Raw genomic sequence first — 20,017 nt, forward strand, 5'->3', positions numbered from 1 at the left:
TGGCTGCGAAACGTTACGGTAGCCGACTTCCCAGGGTATGGGTAAGAATTCGATTGCAACCCCAGAGTCCGGATGCATCTGATGACTCTGGTGACAGCTTATAACAGAGGATAACAGCGCATGGTGCTTGGCAAACCGCAAACAGACCCGACTCTCGAATGGTTCTTGTCTCATTGCCACATTCATAAGTACCCATCAAAGAGCACGCTGATTCACCAGGGTGAAAAAGCGGAAACGTTGTATTACATCGTTAAAGGCTCGGTGGCAGTGCTGATCAAAGATGAAGAAGGGAAAGAGATGATCCTTTCTTATCTGAACCAGGGCGATTTCATCGGTGAACTGGGCCTGTTTGAAGAGGGCCAGGAACGTAGCGCCTGGGTTCGTGCAAAGACAGCATGTGAAGTGGCTGAAATTTCTTACAAGAAGTTCCGTCAGCTGATCCAGGTCAACCCGGACATCCTGATGCGTCTTTCTTCCCAGATGGCGCGCCGTCTGCAGGTCACCTCAGAGAAAGTGGGTAACCTCGCCTTCCTGGACGTGACGGGTCGTATCGCACAAACCCTGTTGAACCTGGCGAAACAGCCAGACGCCATGACCCACCCGGACGGCATGCAAATTAAAATTACCCGTCAGGAAATTGGTCAGATCGTCGGTTGCTCCCGTGAAACAGTGGGTCGTATTCTGAAAATGCTCGAAGATCAGAACCTGATCTCCGCCCACGGTAAAACCATCGTGGTCTACGGAACGCGTTAATTCCGCTTAAGCGGCGTGCCATCGCAAGGTGTCACGCCGTTTTTGTCTCTACTCCCCATGTGGCGCAGGCTGATCTATCACCCGGAAGTTAACTACGCACTGCGGCAAACGCTGGTGTTGTGTCTTCCTGTGGCCATAGGCCTGATCCTTGGACATCTTCAGCAGGGCCTGCTGTTTTCCCTCGTGCCCGCCTGCTGCAACATCGCCGGTCTGGACACGCCGCATAAGCGCTTTTTCAAACGCCTGATTATCGGTGGCGGCCTGTTTGCGGGCTGTAGCCTTGCGGTGCAGCTCCTGCTAGCCCGGGATATCCCGCTGCCGCTGATCCTGACCGTGCTGGCGATGACGCTGGGCGTCACGGCAGAAATCAGTTCGCTGCACGCGCGCCTGCTTCCCGCGTCGCTGATTGCGGCCATCTTCACCCTGAGCCTCGCCGGGAATATGCCGGTGTGGGAGCCGCTGCTGATCTACGCGCTCGGCACGCTGTGGTACGGGGTATTTAACTGGTTCTGGTTCTGGCTGTGGCGGGAACAGCCGCTGCGCGAATCGCTGAGCCTGCTCTACGTGCAACTGGCGGAGTACTGCGAAGCCAAATACACCCTGCTGACCCAGCATACCGATCCGGACAAATCCTTACCGCCGCTGCTGGCGCGCCAGCAGAAGGTGGTGGATCTGATAAGCCAGTGCTATCAGCAGCTGCATATGCTCGCCGCCAACAAGAACCACGAATATAAACGGCTGCTGCGCACCTTCCAGGTGGGGCTGGATCTGCAGGAGCATATCTCGGTAAGCCTGCACCATCCGCAGGAGGTGCAAAAGCTGGTCGAGCGCAGCCACGCCGAAGCGGTCATCCGCTGGAACGCGCAGACCGTTTCCGCGCGCCTGCGGGTGCTGGCGGACGATATTCTCTATCACCGCTACCCCACGCGCTTTAACATGGAAAAACAGCTCGGCGCGCTGGAGAAAATTGCCCGTCAGCATCCGGATAACCCGGTCGGCCAGTTTGCCGCCTGGCACTTCAGCCGCATCGCCCGCGTGCTGCGCACCCAGCGCCCGCTGTATCCCCGCGACCTGATGGCGGATAAGCAGAAACGGCTTCCGCTATTGCCCGCGCTCAAAAGCTACCTGTCCCTTAAGTCGTCCGCTCTGCGTAACGCCGCACGGATTAGCGTCATGCTGAGCATCGCCAGCCTGATGGGCATGGCGCTGCATCTGCCGAAACCCTACTGGATCTTAATGACCGTGCTGTTTGTCACCCAGAACGGCTACGGCGCCACGCGGGTGCGTATTCTGCACCGGGCTGGCGGCACCATGGCAGGGCTGATTATTGCGGGCGTAACGCTGCACTTTCACGTGCCGGAAGGCTATACCCTGGCGGGGATGCTGGCGGTCACCCTGGTAAGCTACCTGATTATCCGCAAAAACTACGGCTGGGCGATGGTGGGCTTTACGGTGACGGCGGTGTATACCCTTCAGCTGCTCACGCTCAACGGCGAACAGTTTATCGTTGCCCGCCTGATTGATACCCTGATCGGCTGTCTGATTGCCTTCGGCGGTATGGTCTGGCTCTGGCCTCAGTGGCAAAGCGGGCTGCTGCGCCAGAACGCCCACGACGCGCTGGAGGCTGACCAGCAGGCCATTCGTCTGATCCTGAGCGACGACCCGCAGCCCTCCCCGCTGGCGTATCAGCGGATGAAAGTTAATCAGGCGCACAACGCGCTGTTTAACTCCCTCAACCAGGCGATGCAGGAGCCGGGCTTTAACGCGCACTATCTGGCAGACATGAAGCTTTGGGTCACGCACAGCCAGTTTATCGTCGAGCACATTAACGCCATGACCACGCTGGCGCGCGAGCACACGATGCTGACGCCGGATCTGGCGCAGCGCTATTTGCAGTCGTGTGAAATTGCCCTGCAGCGGTGTCAGCAGCGTCTGGAGTATGACGCGCCGGGTGAGTCGGGGGATTCGAACATTCTGGAAGCGCCTGAGACGCTGACCCACGGGCCGATGAGCACGCTGGAGCAGCATTTGCAGCGCGTGCTGGGGCATCTGAACACCATGCACACCATTTCGTCGGTGGCATGGCGTCAGCGCCCGCATCACGGCATTTGGTTAACGCGACGGTTAAAACGAACCGAGTATTAGCCTTTAACGATCTTCCCGACCGCCGCGGCAAAGCGGGTGAGCCCGTCTTCAATATCCTTATCTTCCACCACCAGCGACGGCGCGAAGCGCATCACGTCCGGCCCCGCATTCAGCACCATTACCCCTTCGCGCGCGGCGGCGTGCAGGAAGTCGCGCGCGCGGCCCTTGTACTGCGGCTTCAGCTGGGCACCGATCAGCAGACCCATGCCACGAATTTCGCTGAACACGTCGTACTGCTCGTCAATCTTCTGCAGGTGTTTCACAAACAGCTCGCGCTTCGCGCTAACGCCGTTCAGCACCTCTGGGGTGTTGATAATGTCGAACGCGGCACCCGCCACGGCGCTCGCCAGCGGGTTACCGCCGTAGGTGGAGCCGTGGGAGCCAACGTGGAACGCGGAGGCGATCTCCTGGGTCGTCAGGACCGCGCTCACCGGGAAACCGCCGCCGAGGGCTTTGGCGCTGGTCAGAATATCCGGCGTCACGCCGTAGTGCATATAGGCAAACAGTTCCCCGGTACGCCCCATTCCACACTGTACCTCATCAAAGACCAGCAGCGCCTGATGCTCATCGCACAGCGCGCGCAGCCCCTGCAGGAATTCCGGGGTGGCCGCCGTCACGCCGCCCTCACCCTGGATCGGCTCAACGACTACCGCGCAGGTGTGGTCGTCCATCACCGCTTTCACCGCGTGCAGATCGTTAAACGGCACGTGAACGATGTCGGCCGGTTTCGGGCCAAAGCCGTCGGAATACTTCGGCTGGCCGCCAACGGAGACGGTAAAGAAGGAGCGTCCGTGGAAGGCGTTGTGGAAGGCGATGATTTTGGTTTTGTACGGGCTGTGGCGGGTTGTGGCGTAGTAGCGCGCCAGCTTAAAGGCGGTTTCGTTGGCTTCGGTGCCGGAGTTCATAAACAGCACGCGCTCGGCAAAGGTCGCATCAATGATCTTGCGGCCCAGACGCAGCGCCGGCTCGTTGGTGAACACGTTGCTGGTGTGCCACAGGGTTTCGCCCTGGGTTTTCAGCGCCTCAACCAGCGCGGGATGACAATGACCCAGCGCCGTGACCGCAATGCCGCCCGCGAAATCCACATACTCTTTACCCTGCTGATCCCAGACGCGGCTGCCTTTCCCCTTAACCGGGATAAACTCAGCCGGTGCATAAATCGGCAGGATCACTTCATCGAATGTTGCGCGGGTAATTGCTGGTTGTTCAGTTGCCATGTCATGCCCATCCATTTTATGTCACAGTGCTTGTGAAAATATAATCACAAAATATGAATAAAAAATCACAGCAAGGCAACAGATATTCAGCGATGGAGGAAATTAGCCAGCAGGTCATGCCCCTGCTCGCTGAGGATGCTTTCCGGGTGGAACTGCACGCCTTCGAGGTCCCACTCGCGGTGGCGAATCCCCATGATCTCCTGGGTATCGCTCCAGGCGGTCACCTCAAAGCAGGCGGGCAGCGTCGGCGGGTCAATGACCAGGGAGTGGTAGCGCGTCACGGTTAACGGATTATTGAGCCCCGTGAACACCCCGGTGCCGGTATGCGTGACCGGCGAGGTTTTTCCGTGCATCACTTTTGCGGCACGCACGATGGTGGCGCCAAACGCCTGGGCGATGGCCTGATGGCCCAGGCAGACGCCCAGAATGGGCAGCTTGCCGGCATAGTGGCGGATAACCTCCAGAGACACGCCCGATTCTGACGGCGTGCAGGGGCCGGGTGAAATCACGATTTTCTGCGGCGCCAGCGTCTCGATATCGGCGAGCTCAATCTCGTCGTTGCGACGAACAACCACCTCTGCACCCAGTTCGCAAAAATACTGGTAAAGGTTCCAGGTGAAGGAATCGTAGTTATCAATCAGCAGAATCATGGCGGCTCCCGAAAAAAATGCCGCCCTATTCTACTCAGATTCCCGCGCTTCGCTCACTACTTTGGCAAAGATAGCGTTTAGCGCGGTTAAATCCCCCGTTGCGCCGCTGCGGTTAGCCACCACCCACTGCTCGGGATCGATATCGCGCCAGTCCAGCGCGTAACCCGCGTGGATGGCCAGCTGCTCAAAGAATACGCGCTGGGCAATGCCGTTACCGCGCACAAACGGGTGCAGCATATTGATTTCGCAGTAGTAGTGGCTAGCTCTGTCAACAAACGTCGCGCGCTCAAGCCCCGCAAGATACTTTTCGCTTTCCAGCACCGCCATCAGCTCGTTACCCATCTTTTCGATGTACTCAAAGTGGCAGAAGGGAATGTCATCCTTAAAAATATCGTCGGTACGGAATTCGCCGGCCTGCTTCATCTCTCTGCGGTAGAGATGGCGGTGAATAAGGCACAGATGGGGCAACCCGGGCGCGGAAGGCCCCAGCGCCAGCGTTTCAATATGGGGTTCTGAGGGACCATGACCTTTTTCAAGGAGACAACTGGCCTGAAAGTTGACGCTACGCTGCTGCTCCCAGAGACGGGATTTTTGCTTGTCGGTGAGTTTTTTCACTAAACGCCTCCCTGAATAGTCCGTTTGCCACAAGTATAAGCAGCAAAACGCGCTTTCGCAGGGAGGGTCGCAACACGGGCGAGCATCGCCCGTGTCGAAGAAGGTTACGGCAGAACTTTTGCAGAGAGGATGACGACAGGTTTTGACGGCACATTCTGGTACGGCCCGACGTCGTGCGTTTGTACCTGTGAAATCTTGTCCGCCACGTCCATCCCCTTCACGATTTTACCGAAGACGGCATAGCCAAAATCGCGCTGGCCGTGGTCGAGGAAGGCGTTATCCGCGACGTTGAGGAAGAACTGGCTGGTCGCGCTGTCTTTGTCTGCCGTACGCGCCATGGAGATGGTACCGCGCTTGTTCAGCAGGCCGTTGTCCGCTTCGTTTTTAATAGGTGGGTTCGGCTGTTTCTGCTGCATCTGCTCGTTGAAGCCGCCGCCCTGAATCATAAAGCCCGGGATCACGCGGTGGAAGGTGGTGTTGTTATAGAAACCACTGTTCACATAGTCGAGGAAGTTTTTCACAGAGACGGGAGCTTTCTGGCTATTCAGTTCCAGCTCAATGTTCCCGGCAGAGGTAGTCAGCAGAACGTGAGGGTCCCCTTTGGCTGCCAGCGCAGCAGGGGAAACGGCAGAAAGAGCAAACACAGCTGCGACAGCCGCCAGCGTTGATTTGAGCATGAGAATTCCTTAACAAAGCGCAGTATAAAAAGCGAATGGCTTGATTCTAAAGAGCAGTATGAACGGAGACCAGCCTTTTACCTAATTTTACGAAATTGAAACAGTTGTAACCACGCAAACGATTGGTTATAGCGCCTTTTTATGTGATCCGTATCACATAAAGGCCTGCAATGAAGTTCAAATTTCTCTTAAAAGATATGAATAGATCACTTTAATGTCTAAAATCTGCCCGCTCTCAGCGCCCGCCGGGCGCTTTTATTTTTTTGAACAGGCCAGACATGACTAACAGCAATCGCATCAAGCTCACATGGATCAGCTTCTTCTCCTACGCCCTGACCGGCGCGTTGGTGATCGTCACCGGGATGGTGATGGGGAATATCGCAGACTACTTCCAGCTGCCCGTATCCAGCATGAGTAACACCTTCACCTTCCTCAATGCAGGGATCCTGATCTCTATCTTCCTGAACGCCTGGCTGATGGAAATCGTGCCGCTGAAAACCCAGCTGCGTTTTGGCTTTGTGCTGATGGTCGCCGCCGTGGCGGGCCTGATGCTGAGCCACAGCATCGCCCTGTTCTCCGCCGCGATGTTCGTGCTCGGCCTGGTCAGCGGGATCACTATGTCGATCGGTACGTTCCTGATCACCCACATGTATGAAGGCCGCCAGCGCGGCGCGCGCCTGCTGTTTACCGACTCCTTCTTCAGCATGGCCGGGATGATTTTCCCGATGGTTGCCGCCGTTCTGCTGGCGCGCAGCATCGAGTGGTACTGGGTCTACGCCTGCATTGGTCTGGTCTACGTCGCGATCTTTATCCTGACCTTCGGCTGTGAATTCCCGGTGCTGGGCAAAAAAGCGCAAACCACCGCAGAGCCCGTTGCGAAAGAGAAATGGGGCATCGGCGTGCTGTTCCTCTCCATCGCCGCCCTGTGCTACATCCTGGGCCAGCTGGGCTTTATCTCCTGGGTGCCGGAATACGCCAAAGGCCTGGGCATGAGCCTGAACGACGCGGGCAAGCTGGTAAGCGATTTCTGGATGTCTTACATGTTCGGCATGTGGGCGTTTAGCTTCATCCTGCGCTTCTTCGATCTGCAGCGCATTCTGACCGTGCTGGCGGGCCTGGCCACCGTGCTGATGTATCTGTTCATCAACGGTTCCCCGGACAATATGCCGTGGTTCATTATGACCCTGGGCTTCTTCTCCAGCGCGATTTACACCTCTATCATCACGCTGGGCTCCCTGCAGACCAAAGTGGCCTCGCCGAAGCTGGTTAACTTCGTGCTGACCTGCGGCACCATCGGCACCATGCTCACCTTCGTGGTCACTGGCCCGATCGTGGCCCACAGCGGCCCGCTGGCGGCGCTGCACACCGCTAACGGTCTGTATGCCGTGGTGTTCATCATGTGCTTCGTTCTGGGCTTCGTGACCCGCCACCGCCAGCACAACGCGGCAGCAGCGTCTCACTAAATCCTACGCCCCTTTGCGCTCGGCAGAGGGGCTGTTTCTGGCAAAGCTAACCTCCTCTCCCCCGATATCCATCTGGATCCACGTCTGCGCCAGCTGCGTCGTGGCGATCACCCGCCCCTGACGGATGGACCAGCGCACCGGCACCTGGCAGCGCACCGCTTCAAACCCGCTCTCCGCAGGCAGAACAATCAGGTTTGCCGGATTACCCGTGGCAATACCGTAATCGCTCAGGCCGAAGGTTCGGGCGCTGTTATGGGTTATCAGATTCAGGCCGCTGTCGATTTGCGGATAGCCCATCATCTGGCAAACGTGTAGCCCCATGTGCAGCACCTGCAGCATATTGCCGGTGCCGAGCGGGTACCACGGGTCGAAGACGTCGTCGTGGCCAAAGCAGACGTTGATGCCCGCTTCCTGCAGCTCTTTCACTCGCGTGATGCCGCGGCGCTTCGGATAATCGTCAAAGCGTCCCTGGAGGTGGATATTGACCAGCGGGTTAGCGACGAAGTTAATCCCCGACATCTTCAGCAGACGGAAAAGCCGCGAGGTATATGCCCCGTTGTAGGAGTGCATGGCGGTGGTATGGCTGGCCGTCACGCGCGGGCCGATCCCTGCCTCGTACGCCAGCGTGGCGACCGTCTCCACAAACCGCGACTGCTCGTCGTCGATTTCATCACAGTGGATATCCAGCGGACGGTCATACTTCTTCGCCAGCTCGAAGGCAATGTGCAGCGACTGCACGCCATACTCGCGGGTGAACTCGAAGTGCGGGATCGCCCCCACCACGTCGGCCCCCAGCTTTATTGCCTCTTCCAGCAGCGCCGCGCCGTTCGGGTAAGAGAGGATCCCCTCCTGCGGGAACGCGACGATTTGCAGCGTCACCCACGGGGCGACCTCCTGCTTCACCTCCAGCATCGCCTTCAGGGCAGTGAGCGTCGGGTCGGAGACATCCACGTGGGTGCGAACAAACTGGATGCCGTTGGCAATTTGCCACTTCAGCGTTTTCCAGGCGCGCGCTTTGACATCCTCGTGACTGAGCAGCGCCTTGCGTTCCGCCCAGCGCTCAATGCCTTCAAACAGCGTGCCGGACTGATTCCAGTTCGGCTCGCCCGCCGTCTGGGTGGTATCAAGATGGATATGCGGCTCGATGAACGGCGGGAGAGCAAGCCCGCCGCGCGCGTTCAATACTTCATAACTTTCGGCGCGGGTGTCGTCCATCGGGGTGATGTCACCAAATCGCCCGTTCTCAATGGCGAGTTGCCACAGTCCTTCCCGACCCGGTAAACGAACATTCTGCACAAGCCATAACGGTGATGTAGACATACCTTCTCCTAAAACGCCGCCGATAATCCGGCATCTCGATTTTTGTAAAACCGCCCCTGATTTGTACACAAATTCAGCGAGCACGAAAAGCCTGCGATTTCCGCTACTTATAAAAATCCTGACAAATCAGACATATACCCCCTAAGGGGTAGGCGAAGACGTATTTGATTTGCATCAATAAGCGCCACTGCTGAATCGTTAAGGTAGGCAATAATAGAAAAGAAATCGAGGCAAAAATGAGCAAAGTCAGACTCGCTATCATCGGTAACGGCATGGTCGGCCACCGCTTTATTGAGGATCTCCTCGATAAGGCCGATGCTGAGCAGTTCGATATTACCGTGTTCTGTGAAGAACCCCGCAAGGCGTACGATCGCGTGCACCTCTCTTCCTACTTCTCCCATCATACCGCCGAAGAGCTCTCTCTGGTGCGCGAAGGTTTCTACGAGAAGCACGGCGTAAACGTGCTGGTGGGCGAACGCGCCATCACCATTAACCGTCAGGAAAAAGTGATCCACTCCAGCGCCGGACGTACGGTTTTTTACGACAAGCTGATCATGGCGACGGGCTCGTACCCTTGGATCCCGCCGATTAAAGGTTCTGAAACTCAGGATTGCTTCGTTTACCGTACGATTGAAGATCTCAACGCCATCGAATCCTGCGCCCGCCGCAGCAAGCGCGGCGCGGTGGTCGGCGGCGGCCTGCTGGGTCTGGAAGCCGCGGGCGCGCTGAAAAACCTCGGCGTTGAAACCCACGTCATCGAATTTGCCCCGATGCTGATGGCCGAACAGCTGGACCACATGGGTGGCGACCAGCTGCGTCGTAAAATCGAAAGCATGGGCGTGAAGGTTCACACCAGCAAGAACACCAAAGAGATCGTCCAGGAAGGCACCGAGGCGCGCAAAACCATGCGCTTTGCCGACGGCAGCGAGCTGGAAGTGGACTTCATCGTCTTCTCCACCGGGATTCGCCCACGCGACAAGCTGGCGATCCAGTGCGGTCTGGCCGTGGCGCAGCGCGGCGGGATCATGATTAACGACACCTGCCAGACCTCCGACCCGGATATTTACGCCATCGGCGAATGCGCCAGCTGGAACAACCGCGTGTACGGCCTGGTGGCGCCGGGCTATAAAATGGCGCAGGTCGCCGTGGACCATATCCTCGGCAGCGAAAACGCCTTCACCGGCGCAGACATGAGCGCCAAGCTGAAGCTGCTGGGCGTGGACGTGGGCGGCATTGGCGATGCGCACGGCCGCACGCCTGGCGCTCGCAGCTACGTCTATCTCGACGAAAGCAAAGAGGTCTACAAACGCCTCATCGTCAGCGAGGACAATAAAACCCTGCTCGGCGCGGTGCTGGTCGGCGATACCAGCGACTTCGGCAACCTGCTCCAGCTGGTGCTGAACGCCATCGAGCTGCCGGAAAACCCGGACGCGCTGATCCTCCCGGCGCACGCCTCCAGCGGCAAGCCGTCCATCGGCGTGGATAAACTGCCGGACAGCGCCCAGATTTGCTCCTGCTTCGACGTGACCAAAGGCATGCTGATCTCCGCGATCAACAAAGGGTGTCACACCGTTGCGGCGCTGAAGGCGGAAACCAAAGCCGGTACCGGCTGCGGCGGCTGTATTCCGCTGGTCACCCAGGTGCTGAACGCCGAGCTGGCGAAACAGGGCATCGAAGTGAACAACAACCTGTGCGAGCACTTTGCTTACTCTCGCCAGGAGCTGTACCACCTGATCCGCGTGGAAGGCATCAAGTCCTTTGACGAGCTGCTGGCGAAGCACGGCCAGGGTTACGGCTGTGAAGTGTGTAAACCGACCGTCGGCTCCCTGCTGGCCTCCTGCTGGAACGAGTACGTGCTCAAACCCGAGCACACGCCGCTGCAGGACACCAACGACAACTTCCTCGCGAACATTCAGAAAGACGGCACTTACTCCGTTATTCCTCGTTCGGCCGGGGGCGAAATCACGCCGGAAGGGCTGGTGGCCGTGGGCCGCATCGCGCGCGAATTCAACCTGTACACTAAAATCACCGGTTCCCAGCGCATCGGCCTGTTTGGCGCGCAGAAGGACGACCTGCCGGAAATCTGGCGCCAGCTGATTGAAGCAGGCTTCGAAACCGGCCACGCGTACGCCAAGGCGCTGCGTATGGCGAAAACCTGCGTGGGCAGCACCTGGTGCCGCTACGGCGTGGGCGACAGCGTCGGCTTCGGCGTGGAGCTGGAAAACCGCTATAAAGGCATCCGCACCCCGCACAAAATGAAGTTCGGCGTCTCCGGCTGCACCCGCGAATGTGCGGAAGCGCAGGGTAAAGACGTGGGTATTATTGCCACCGAGAAAGGCTGGAACCTGTACGTCTGCGGTAACGGCGGGATGAAGCCGCGCCATGCGGACCTGCTGGCGGCGGATCTCGATCGCGACACGCTGATTCAGTATCTCGACCGCTTCATGATGTTCTACATCCGCACCGCCGATAAGCTGACCCGTACCGCCTCTTGGCTCGATAACCTGGAAGGCGGCATCGACTACCTGAAAGCGGTGATCATCGACGACAAGCTGGGCCTGAACGAGCATCTGGAAGCCGAAATGGCACGCCTGCGCGAAGCGGTGATCTGCGAGTGGACGGAAACCGTCAACACCCCGGCGGCGCAGACGCGCTTCAAACACTTTATCAACAGCACCCAGCGCGACCCGAACGTGCAGGTTGTGCCGGAGCGCGAACAGCATCGTCCGGCGACGCCGTATGAACGTATTCCGGTGACGCTGGTGGAGGAAAACGCATGAGCCAGTGGATAAACATCTGCGAGATTAACGACATTCTGCCCGCCACCGGCGTGTGTGCGCTGCTGGGTAACGAGCAGGTCGCGATTTTCCGCCCTCGTCACGATGACCAGGTTTTTGCCATTAGCAATATCGACCCGTTCTTCGAGGCCAGCGTGCTCTCCCGCGGCCTGATTGCCGAGCATCAGGGTGAACTGTGGGTCGCCAGCCCGTTGAAAAAGCAGCGTTTCCGCTTGAGCGACGGGTATTGCATGGAAGATGAGAGCCGCTCGGTCAAGCACTACGACGTCCGCGTGAAGGACGGCAAGGTGCAGCTGAAGGGCTAATTCCCTCGCCTTTTCAATATGAAAAGCTTATGACCCCTTATGGGTAACGGCAGGAAAAACCGTATGTTCTGTACGATTCCTGCTGTTATCCTGACGTCAATTCTTACCCCCTCCTTGAATGCTGTGAGGTAACCTCGTGGACCACCTGCCGATTTTCTGTCAATTACGCTATCGCGACTGCCTGCTTGTGGGCGGCGGCGATGTGGCCGAGCGCAAAGCGCGCCTGCTGCTGGAAGCGGGGGCCCAACTGACCGTCAACGCCCTCGCCTTCGCCCCGCAGTTTGAGGTCTGGGCCCGGGCAGGGATGCTCACGCTGGTTCAGGGAGAGTTTGACGAATCCCTGCTGGATACCTGCTGGCTGACTATAGCCGCAACGGATGATGATGACGTGAACCAGCGCGTCAGCGATGCCTGCGAAGCGCGCCGCATTTTCTGCAACGTGGTGGATGCGCCGAAAGAGGCCAGCTTTATTATGCCGTCGATTATCGACCGCTCGCCGCTAATGATTGCGGTGTCGTCCGGCGGACGCTCGCCGGTTCTCGCCCGGCTGCTGCGGGAAAAACTAGAGGCCATGCTGCCCCAGCACCTCGGTCAGATTGCCCACTACGCCGGGCAGCTCCGCGCCCGCGTGAAGCAAACCTTCGCGACCGTGGGCGAGCGCCGCCGCTTCTGGGAAAAATTCTTTGTGAACGACAGGCTGGCGCAGTCGCTGGCGAACCAGGACACCAAAGCCGTTGAAGAGACGACCGAACGGCTGCTGAGCGAGCCGCTGGATCACCGCGGTGAAGTGGTGCTGGTTGGCGCGGGCCCGGGCGATGCGGGCCTGCTGACGCTGAAAGGCCTGCAGCAGATCCAGCAGGCGGATATCGTGGTTTATGACCGTCTGGTCTCTGACGACATTATGAACCTGGTGCGTCGCGACGCCGACCGCGTCTTCGTGGGCAAACGCGCGGGCTACCACTGCGTGCCGCAGGAGGAGATCAACCAGATCCTGCTTCGCGAGGCGCAGAAAGGCAAGCGCGTGGTGCGCCTTAAGGGTGGCGACCCGTTTATCTTTGGGCGCGGCGGCGAGGAGCTGGAAACCCTGTGCAGCGCAGGTATTCCGTTCTCCGTGGTGCCGGGCATTACGGCGGCGTCCGGTTGCTCAGCCTACTCTGGCATTCCGCTGACCCACCGGGATTACGCCCAGAGCGTGCGCCTGGTGACGGGCCACTTAAAAACCGGCTGCGAGCTGGACTGGCATAACCTGGCCGCCGAAAAGCAGACGCTGGTGTTCTATATGGGGTTGAATCAGGCCGCTACCATTCAGGCGAAGCTGCTGGAGCACGGCATGGAGGCGGATATGCCCGTCGCGCTGGTGGAAAACGGTACCGCCATAACGCAGCGCGTGGTGGATGGCGTGCTGACGCAGTTAGGCGAACTGGCGCAGCAGGTTGAAAGCCCGGCGCTGATCGTGGTAGGCCGCGTGGTTGAACTGCGCGAGAAGCTGAACTGGTTCTCTCATCATTAACGTATAGCACGTTGGCATTGCGGCTTTTAGTCGGGTGGCGGCTTCGCCTTACCCGACCTACACGATCCCGTAGGCCGGGTAAGCGTTAGCGCCACCCGGCAAGCAGACTCAAGGTTTCGCGACAAACCCAATCGCTTCGTATACCGCTTTCAGGGTTTCGGACGCGCGCGCGCTGGCTTTTTCCGCGCCGTCTTTCATCACCTTCTGCAGGAAAGCTTCGTCATTACGGTAGCGGTGATAACGCTCCTGCAGCTCGGTCAGCATGCCGGAAACGGCGTCTGCCACTTCACCTTTCAGGTGGCCGTACATCTTGCCTTCGAAGTGCTGTTCCAGCTCAGGAATGCTCTGGCCAGTCACGCCGGAGAGGATATCCAGCAGGTTGGAAACGCCCGCTTTATTCTGCACGTCGTAGCGCACCACCGGCGGCTCGTCGGAGTCGGTGACCGCGCGCTTGAGCTTTTTCACCACCGATTTCGGATCTTCCAGCAGGCCGATAACGTTGTTGCGGTTATCGTCAGACTTGGACATCTTCTTGGTCGGCTCCAGCAGCGACATGACGCGTGCGCCCGATTTCGGAATAAACGGCTCAGGCACTTTAAACACCTCGCCGTAAAGCGCGTTAAAGCGCTGGGCGATATCGCGGCTCAGCTCCAGATGCTGTTTCTGGTCTTCACCGACAGGAACCTGGTTGGTCTGGTACAGCAGAATGTCAGCCGCCATCAGCACCGGATAGTCAAACAGACCCGCGTTGATGTTTTCAGAATAGCGCGCGGATTTATCCTTGAACTGGGTCATGCGGCTCAGCTCGCCGAAATAGGTGTAGCAGTTCAGCGCCCAGCCCAGCTGTGCGTGCTCCGGCACGTGAGACTGAACGAAGATGGTGCTCTTCTCAGGATCGATGCCGCAGGCCAGATACAGCGCCAGCGTGTCGAGGGTGGCTTTGCGCAGCTTCTCAGGATCCTGACGCGCGGTTATCGCGTGGAGATCGACGATGCAGTAAATGCAATGGTAGTCATCCTGCATGCTGACCCACTGACGTAACGCACCCATGTAGTTACCAATGGTCAATTCACCTGAAGGCTGCGCGCCACTAAAAACGATGGGCTTAGTCATGATTCAATTCCTGATGTTCACTGTGCGAAAGCCCGAGAGCGGGCAACAAATCTTTGAAGTGGTCGAAAACGACGTCCGGCTCACTCAGCATGATGGCTTCACCGTAGTTGTAGCCATAGGTTAACCCCACGGAAGGACACCCGGCCGCGCGGGCAGCCAGAATATCATTGCGGGAATCGCCGACAAAGAGCAGCTCCGCAGGCGTTAAGGATAATTTTCCTGCCACCAGCAGCAGCGGTTCCGGATGCGGCTTTTTGTTCTGCACGTCATCGCCGCCCACGATTACGGAAAAATACTTCGCGATATCGAGCGCTTCCAGCAGAGGCGCAACGAACGGCGTGGGCTTGTTGGTCACCAGACCCAGCGGGATGCCTTTGGCGTGCAGCGCGCTCAGCGTTTCCTGAACGTCCGGGAACAGGAAGCTGCCCTCCTCGACGGTCTCTTCGTAGAAACGATCGAACAGCTTGCGCAGAATACGCAGCTGCTCATCCTGCGGGATGTCGGCGTGATCGACGCTCGGTTTACCCTGGGCAGAGCGCTGCGACGCGCGCTCCTGACGCGCCCACGTTAACGCGCGCTCCATCAGAACGTCGGCGCCGTTGCCAATCCACGTTACCACGCGCTCTTCACCCGCAACGGGAAGCTCAAGGGCATACAGCGCCTGGTCCACGGCGCTCGTTAAGCCCGGCGCGCTGTCGACCAGCGTGCCGTCGAGGTCAAACGCCACACCCCGAATTGTCTGCAATTTATCCATGACTTACCTTCGCCAGCTCGCGGCGCATTTCATCAATGACTTTTTTGTAATCCGGCTGGTCGAAAATGGCTGAACCGGCAACGAACATATCCGCGCCTGCCGCCGCAATTTCACCAATGTTATTCACTTTCACACCGCCGTCCACTTCCAGGCGAATATCGTAGCCTGACTCATCAATACGACGGCGCACTTCGCGCAGCTTGTCCAGCGTGTGAGGAATGAACGACTGACCGCCGAAGCCCGGGTTGACGGACATCAGCAGTATCACGTCCAGCTTGTCCATAACATGGTCGAGGTAGCTCAGCGGCGTGGCCGGGTTAAACACCAGGCCCGCCTTACAGCCGTTCTCTTTGATCAGCTGCAGCGTGCGGTCCACGTGTTCAGAGGCTTCCGGATGGAAAGTGATGATGCTGGCACCCGCCGCGGCGAAGTCAGGCACGATGCGATCAACCGGCTTTACCATCAGATGTACGTCGATCGGCGCGGTAATGCCGTAGTTACGCAGCGCCTTGAGCACCATCGGACCGATGGTCAGGTTAGGAACGTAGTGGTTATCCATCACGTCGAAATGGACGACATCCGCGCCAGCCGCCAGTGCGTTAGCCGTATCTTCACCCAGGCGGGCAAAATCGGCCGACAGAATTGAGGGAGCAATCAAAAACTGTTTCATCCGCTTCTCCTTGAAATGTGTTTACCGGCGGGCAAAACGGCTCAGGGGCGATAAAGAGCCAGGAGTTCGTCCACCTTTTTACGTGTGCCGCCGTTGCTGCTAATGCTGCGCCGCACCTTGACCTGAAAATGCTTCGCGGCTTTGTACCATTCGCGCGTATCAGGCGTGTCGTGATTCGAAATTAACACCGGAATTCTTTTGCTGACCAGCTTTTCCGCCATCTCCGCCAGACGCGCCTGTTCGGCAGGGCTGAAGCTGTTGGTGTGATAAGCGGTGAAGTTCGCCGTTGCAGACAGCGGCGCGTATGGCGGGTCGCAGTAAACCACCGAGTTTACGCCTGCCAGCTCCATACACTCTTCGTAGGAGAGGCAATGAAACTCTGCGTGCTGTGCTTTTTCGGCAAAGTGGTACAGCTCGTCCTGTGGGAAATACGGGCGCTTATAGCGGCCAAAAGGCACGTTAAATTCCCCACGCAGATTATACCGGCACAGGCCGTTGTAACCATGCCGATTGAGATAGAGGAACAGCAGCGCGCGGCGGAACGGATCCTGGCTCTGGTTAAACTCCGTGCGGAACTGATAGTAAACGTCCGGGCTATTGGTCTCGGGCGTGAACAGTTTGCGCGCCTCTGCGACGTACTCATCGGTACGCAGCTTAACGATGTTATAGAGGCTGATAAGGTCGCTGTTGATATCCGCCAGGATATAACGAGAAAAATCGGTGTTGAGGAACACCGATCCCGCACCCACGAAAGGTTCGATAAGACACTCGCCTTCAGGCAGGTGCTTTTTAATATCATCGAGCAGGGGGTATTTCCCCCCTGCCCATTTCAGAAAAGCGCGATTTTTTTTCATGCTGACTAACTGATTACACCTTCTCCGGCTGTGGAGAAAGCTCCGACAGCATCCTGCGCTTTAAACATTACTTCAGATCGGCCTGAACCTGATGAATCGGTTTCGCCCACGGGTTTTTCGCCTGAACATCAGCTGGCAGCGCCGCGACGGCACGTTTTGCTTCATCTTTAGACGAATAAACACCGCTTACCAGCACATACCACGGTTGACCGTTACGGGTCGTCTGATAAACAACGTAGTTTTTCAGATTTGATTTTTTCGCCCAGCTGTTGAGGTTGTCATAGTTAGACGAACTGCTCAGCTGCAGCGTGTAGTTGCTGGATGGCGCCGATTTCAGCGACCCGACGTTACCGGCCGTTTTGCCTGCCGCGCTGCTGGAGGCGGTTGCCGTCGCTGCAGGCGCCGCGGTGGCAGCCGGTGCCGTGGTGGTCGCCGTGGCTTTTGGCGCAGTCTGGGTGACCGGCGCTTTAGCAGGCTCGCTCACCGCAGCCGTTTCAGTGTGTTTCGGCTGTGCCGGAGCGGCTTTCACTTCAGGCGCTTTGACTACGGCCTGAGGTTTGGCTTCACGCTTAGGCTCAATCACCGCCTGCTTACGTTCAGGACGCGTCGCAGTTTGCGTCTGGCGCGGTTTGGTTTCGGCTGCAGCAGTAGCCGTTTGTGGCTGAGCGTTACCGCCGCGAATCGGTGCAACGGTTGCCGGCTCAGTTGGCAGCGTGGAGTTCACCGCGACGTTATCAACCTGCTGCTGGTTCTGCGGCTGCGTCAGCGCATTGTTCAGATCTCCCTGAACTTCTACGCGCTGCTGGCCTTCAGGCGCTGCAGGTGCCTGACCCTGAGCAGGGGTGGAAGAGACAGGTGGCAGAGAAACATCCTGCGGCACCGTGGTGTTACCCGCGGTCTGCTCTGCAGAAGTGGCACCCGGTGCAGGCTGTGCGCCATTCGCCTGGTTGGACGCATCGTTACCGGACAGGTTGATGCTCTTCTCGGCGGAGGCGGTTCGCTCGGTTGAATTCGTTGACGGTGCTTTCAGCGCGGAGCCAATGCCGACAATCAGCAGCACAAGCACCAGAACGCCGAGGCCCATCATAATATACTGGCGGGAAGCCGGTTTTGGCGCAGCGGCTTTTTTACGTTTACGCGGGCGACGCTCTACAGGCTGTTCGTCCATTGAATCTTCTTCGGACTCATAATCCTCTTCTGCTCGCTCTTCGTGCACGTTGCGGCTGCGCGAAGGACGACGATCGTCTGCATCCAAATCAACATCGTCAAAGTTGATCTGCGGCTCGCTATCACGTTCTGAAGATTGACGAGAACGACCAGTACGACGATCGCTGGGATCGGGTTTCAGCTCGTCTTCTGGTTTGAATTCATCCATTTAACACCCCACTCAAAGGCTTATGCCAACGACTTTGCATTTCACCTGAAGCTAAACGACCACCTGCGACAGTGGCCTGACCTTTCTAGTTTTTACGCCTGCTGACAATCAGCGATAGCGCCAAGAACGACATCGTGCGGCACTCCGCCGCGCACTTCACTCTTCCCTATTGCAAGCGGGAGTACAAGACGCATCTCACCTGCCAATACTTTTTTATCGCGCATCATGTGGGGTAAATACGCTTGCGCCGACATCTCCTGCGGCCCGGTCACCGGCAAGCCTGCACGCTCAAGCAGCGCAATGATGCGTGCCGTCTCTTCCGGCTTAAACTGACCCAGACGTTCAGAGGTACGGGCAGCCATCACCATGCCAGCCGCGACGGCTTCGCCGTGCAGCCAGTTGCCGTAACCCATTTCGGCTTCAATGGCGTGACCAAACGTATGCCCAAGATTCAGTAAAGCACGTAAGCCCGTTTCACGCTCGTCTGCGGCGACAACTTCTGCTTTCAGTTCACAACAACGGCGAATGCAGTATGCCAGCTTAGCCTCATCCAGGCGCAACAACGCATCCATATTCTCTTCAAGCCAGCTAAAGAACTCGCCATCCAGAATAATGCCGTATTTGATCACTTCTGCCAGACCGGAAGCAAGCTCTCGCTTCGGCAGGGTTTTCAGACAGTCGAGATCCACCACCACCGATGCGGGCTGGTAGAACGCGCCAATCATATTTTTGCCGAGCGGGTGGTTGACTGCCGTTTTGCCGCCGACAGAGGAGTCGACCTGGGACAGCAGCGTGGTCGGGATTTGAATAAAACGAACGCCACGCTGATAGCTTGCGGCCGCAAAGCCGGTCAGATCGCCCACAACACCGCCGCCCAGGGCAAGCAGTGTTGTATCGCGACCGTGCGGTTTTTGCAGCAATGCGGTAAAGACGGTATCCAGTACCGTCAGGCTTTTATACTGCTCGCCATCGGGGAGAATCACACTGTCGACTTTTACGCCCGCCTGCTCAAGCAGGTGGCGTACGCGGTCGAGATAAAGCGGAGCCAGCGTCTCATTGGTGACCAGCATCGCCCGATCACCCGCTTTCAGTGGTAAAAAGGAAGCTGGGTCGTTAAACAAACCAGCCGCGATGGTGATAGGGTAACTACGTTCCCCGAGAGTAACTGTAATCCTCTCCATGACGCAACATCCACCTTTAATGCTTTTACCCGCAGGCGAGTGTATATAAAGCCAGAATCAGTTGCTTTCCAGCATATGAATAATCTGGTTTGCAACCACTTTAGCGCTCTGGTCGTCAGTACGAATGGTCACATCGGCAATCTCTTCATACAGCGGATTGCGTTCATCGGCCAACGCTTCCAGAACTTCGCGTGGTGGCGTTTCAACCTGCAGCAGCGGGCGCTTTTTATCGCGCTGCGTACGTGCCAGCTGTTTCTCGATGGTCGTCTCAAGATAGACCACTACGCCACGGGCGGAGAGACGGTTGCGGGTTTCGCGAGATTTCACAGAGCCGCCGCCTGTTGCCAGAACGATGCCCTGTTTTTCCGTGAGTTCGTTGATCACTTTTTCTTCTCGGTCACGGAAACCTTCTTCGCCTTCTACGTCGAAAACCCAGCCCACATCAGCTCCGGTTCGTTTCTCAATCTCTTGATCAGAATCGTAAAATTCCATATTGAGTTGTTGAGCTAACTGACGCCCAATAGTGCTTTTGCCGGCACCCATAGGCCCAACCAGAAAGATATTGCGTTTCTCTGCCATTTTATCGGTACTACTAAGACTATTCGTTAATGGTAATC

Annotated in this window: 18 protein-coding genes; 6 read left to right on the plus strand and 12 right to left on the minus strand. The window is 57.7% G+C overall.

All coding sequences use genetic code 11. From position 1 onward, the window contains the following. The first annotated feature begins 120 nt into the window (after positions 1-120). Positions 121-753: a cAMP-activated global transcriptional regulator CRP gene (gene crp, locus FY206_RS22655; protein ID WP_000242758.1), complete on the plus strand. Its 633-nt coding sequence runs from the start codon at positions 121-123 to the stop codon at positions 751-753. Between the two features lie 57 nt (positions 754-810). After that, positions 811-2,898 (plus strand): YccS/YhfK family putative transporter, encoded by a 2,088-nt coding sequence (locus tag FY206_RS22660; protein ID WP_032644552.1) that lies wholly within the window; start codon positions 811-813, stop codon positions 2,896-2,898. Here the strand turns inward: FY206_RS22660 and argD are convergent. The 4 genes from argD to ppiA form a co-directional block, all read right to left on the minus strand. Beyond that, positions 2,895-4,115: a bifunctional acetylornithine/succinyldiaminopimelate transaminase gene (argD, locus tag FY206_RS22665; protein ID WP_171847183.1), complete on the minus strand. Its 1,221-nt coding sequence runs from the start codon at positions 4,113-4,115 to the stop codon at positions 2,895-2,897. The two genes, FY206_RS22660 and argD, sit on opposite strands and share 4 nt — an antisense overlap. A gap of 86 nt (positions 4,116-4,201) precedes the next feature. Then, entirely contained in the window at positions 4,202-4,765 is a 564-nt protein-coding gene (pabA, locus tag FY206_RS22670) for an aminodeoxychorismate synthase component 2 (RefSeq protein ID WP_032644554.1), read from the minus strand. 30 nt (positions 4,766-4,795) lie between these two features. After that, complete coding sequence (locus tag FY206_RS22675) at positions 4,796-5,380, minus strand: putative adenosine monophosphate-protein transferase Fic (protein ID WP_032644555.1); 585 nt, start codon at positions 5,378-5,380, stop codon at positions 4,796-4,798. 104 nt (positions 5,381-5,484) lie between these two features. Further along, positions 5,485-6,057, minus strand: coding sequence for a peptidylprolyl isomerase A (ppiA, locus tag FY206_RS22680; protein ID WP_032644556.1), 573 nt, complete (start codon positions 6,055-6,057; stop codon positions 5,485-5,487). A 278-nt stretch (positions 6,058-6,335) separates the two neighbouring features. Between ppiA and tsgA the strand changes: the two genes are divergently transcribed. Beyond that, positions 6,336-7,520: an MFS transporter TsgA gene (tsgA, locus tag FY206_RS22685; protein ID WP_032644557.1), complete on the plus strand. Its 1,185-nt coding sequence runs from the start codon at positions 6,336-6,338 to the stop codon at positions 7,518-7,520. A 3-nt stretch (positions 7,521-7,523) separates the two neighbouring features. Here tsgA and FY206_RS22690 read toward each other — a convergent pair whose 3' ends face one another. Next, the gene (locus FY206_RS22690) at positions 7,524-8,840 is read right to left on the minus strand and encodes a cytosine deaminase (protein WP_032644558.1); all 1,317 of its coding nucleotides are present in this window, start codon (positions 8,838-8,840) and stop codon (positions 7,524-7,526) included. Between the two features lie 236 nt (positions 8,841-9,076). Between FY206_RS22690 and nirB the strand changes: the two genes are divergently transcribed. From nirB to cysG, 3 genes are all read left to right on the plus strand, one after another. Beyond that, positions 9,077-11,620 (plus strand): nitrite reductase large subunit NirB, encoded by a 2,544-nt coding sequence (gene nirB / locus FY206_RS22695; RefSeq protein WP_032644559.1) that lies wholly within the window; start codon positions 9,077-9,079, stop codon positions 11,618-11,620. Beyond that, entirely contained in the window at positions 11,617-11,943 is a 327-nt protein-coding gene (gene nirD / locus FY206_RS22700; protein WP_032644560.1) for a nitrite reductase small subunit NirD, read from the plus strand. The genes nirB and nirD overlap by 4 nt, the downstream gene beginning before the upstream one ends. A 136-nt stretch (positions 11,944-12,079) precedes the next feature. Beyond that, positions 12,080-13,453, plus strand: a complete 1,374-nt coding sequence (cysG, locus tag FY206_RS22705; protein ID WP_077064412.1) for a siroheme synthase CysG — start codon at positions 12,080-12,082, stop codon at positions 13,451-13,453. Between the two features lie 108 nt (positions 13,454-13,561). On the opposite strand, the gene trpS is transcribed toward cysG, so the two are convergent. The 7 genes from trpS to aroK all read right to left on the minus strand — a co-directional run bounded on the left by trpS (position 13,562) and on the right by aroK (position 19,979). Continuing rightward, entirely contained in the window at positions 13,562-14,566 is a 1,005-nt protein-coding gene (trpS, locus tag FY206_RS22710; protein WP_032644562.1) for a tryptophan--tRNA ligase, read from the minus strand. After that, positions 14,559-15,320 (minus strand): phosphoglycolate phosphatase, encoded by a 762-nt coding sequence (gene gph / locus FY206_RS22715; protein WP_032644563.1) that lies wholly within the window; start codon positions 15,318-15,320, stop codon positions 14,559-14,561. The genes trpS and gph overlap by 8 nt, the downstream gene beginning before the upstream one ends. After that, positions 15,313-15,990, minus strand: a complete 678-nt coding sequence (gene rpe, locus FY206_RS22720) for a ribulose-phosphate 3-epimerase (RefSeq protein WP_032644564.1) — start codon at positions 15,988-15,990, stop codon at positions 15,313-15,315. Before rpe ends, gph begins: the two co-directional genes overlap by 8 nt. A gap of 41 nt (positions 15,991-16,031) precedes the next feature. Continuing rightward, positions 16,032-16,844, minus strand: coding sequence for an adenine-specific DNA-methyltransferase (gene dam, locus FY206_RS22725; protein ID WP_032644565.1), 813 nt, complete (start codon positions 16,842-16,844; stop codon positions 16,032-16,034). Positions 16,845-16,911: 67 nt separating this feature from the next. Then, on the minus strand, positions 16,912-18,219 hold the full coding sequence (damX, locus tag FY206_RS22730) for a cell division protein DamX (protein WP_032644566.1): 1,308 nt from the start codon (positions 18,217-18,219) through the stop codon (positions 16,912-16,914). Positions 18,220-18,311: 92 nt separating this feature from the next. Then, complete coding sequence (aroB, locus tag FY206_RS22735) at positions 18,312-19,400, minus strand: 3-dehydroquinate synthase (RefSeq protein WP_032644567.1); 1,089 nt, start codon at positions 19,398-19,400, stop codon at positions 18,312-18,314. Between the two features lie 57 nt (positions 19,401-19,457). Continuing rightward, the gene (gene aroK, locus FY206_RS22740; protein ID WP_003861630.1) at positions 19,458-19,979 is read right to left on the minus strand and encodes a shikimate kinase AroK; all 522 of its coding nucleotides are present in this window, start codon (positions 19,977-19,979) and stop codon (positions 19,458-19,460) included. Positions 19,980-20,017 lie beyond the last annotated feature (38 nt).

The sequence above is a fragment of the Enterobacter chengduensis genome (assembly GCF_001984825.2).
In the GTDB taxonomy this organism is placed as follows: domain Bacteria; phylum Pseudomonadota; class Gammaproteobacteria; order Enterobacterales; family Enterobacteriaceae; genus Enterobacter; species Enterobacter chengduensis.